The sequence below is a fragment of the Bradyrhizobium sp. CCBAU 11361 genome, assembly GCF_028128935.1.
In the GTDB taxonomy this organism is placed as follows: domain Bacteria; phylum Pseudomonadota; class Alphaproteobacteria; order Rhizobiales; family Xanthobacteraceae; genus Bradyrhizobium; species Bradyrhizobium niftali.
Map to the genome: position 1 here is coordinate 31,228 of NZ_LBJZ01000006.1, position 1,242 is coordinate 32,469.

The following is a 1,242-nucleotide window of genomic DNA, read 5'->3' on the forward strand; positions in this document are numbered from 1 at the left end:
AGCACCGGCACGGTCGTATCATCGGCATGAAGGCGCTCGGCCGCCATGACATGGGCCTCAAGGCGGCGCAGCAGCGGATCTAGTACTTAAACTCCGGCATCGCCTTCAATTCGTCCTTGGTGGCGTTATACACCGCGTGATCGGGATACCAACGCGTGCTGGCGCTGGTTGTGGTGGTTGTCGTGGTTGTCGTTGCGGCACCGGTGGTGGTTCGCGTGGTGCTGTCTGGAGCGGAAGTGGTTGCAGGCGCATTCGCTGGTGCGGACGTTGTTGACGCAGTTGTCGAGGTCACCGGCTGGTCAACCCACTTCAGCTTATCGAAGGAGACCGCCACGTAGTGCTCGCCCAGGCCGAGGACGCCGCCCACACCCAGAATAACATTGGCCACCTTGCCTGACCGATCCAAGATCACGTCGTGGATGTTTCCGATTTTCTCGTTTGCTTCATTGTACACATCGACGCCGGCGAGCTTGGACGCGCGCCATTCACCCTCCTTGTGCGTGGTAGCACTGGTTGTCGAAGCCGCTTGGTTTGTGGCTGTTTGCGCCGCCGCGTCGGTCATCGGCGCGATAGCCAGGAATGCTATTGCAAGACATTTGGAAAGCATGATGTCCCTCCACTATTTTTGGGACAATAATGCGATGTGAATTTGGTTCCAGCGACGGAACGGTAAATGATTCCGTCGCAGCGGGTCTCTTGGGAAGCGGCTGATGCCCACGCTCGGATATTGCTCGCCACTCGCCAGTTTCAAAGCGAACAAAGGATCCCGATTTTCCCGGTTGAGATGTCAGCCTGCGGCTGATTAGAAACGTTCACCGAAGACGGCGTACGGCGGATTCGATGGCGATGCTCGTCGTTACCCGGCAAACGACGATTGAATGCGATGATCATCAGAGCCGCGGATTATTCAGCGGCGGCGCTACGTGTGGCGCAAGCCGGTGCCACTCGGCAAACGATGCTTGACCGCTATCCCGTGATCGAGGAGTGGCTTGCCGCAAAGCCGAACATGGTTCTTGTTTGGCACACGGGGCAAAGTGGTCGCAGGATGATCATGATGCTTCGTCTTGGTCACTGACTCGGATTCTTTGGAACTTAGCAACTATAGTCCCGTTGCACGTCGTTACCCTTCCAAAGGAATGCCTAATGGCCAACAATAAAAACCCAAATGAGACGCAGCCCGGCGAGAATCCGGAAGGTAAGTACCATTTCAATCCCGGAAACATGGCCGGGAAAAAGCCCGGG

The 1,242-nt window shown here is 56.7% G+C and carries 2 protein-coding genes; one reads left to right on the top strand and one right to left on the bottom strand.

The genetic code is table 11. The annotated features are described in order from the left end of the window. Nucleotides 1-79: 79 nt before the first annotated feature. On the bottom strand, nucleotides 80-607 hold the full coding sequence (locus XI08_RS03600; protein ID WP_271573379.1) for a PRC-barrel domain-containing protein: 528 nt from the start codon (nucleotides 605-607) through the stop codon (nucleotides 80-82). Nucleotides 608-883: 276 nt separating this feature from the next. Between XI08_RS03600 and XI08_RS03605 the strand changes: the two genes are divergently transcribed. Beyond that, the gene (locus XI08_RS03605; protein ID WP_060910327.1) at nucleotides 884-1,075 is read left to right on the top strand and encodes a hypothetical protein; all 192 of its coding nucleotides are present in this window, start codon (nucleotides 884-886) and stop codon (nucleotides 1,073-1,075) included. The last annotated feature ends 167 nt before the right edge of the window (nucleotides 1,076-1,242 follow it).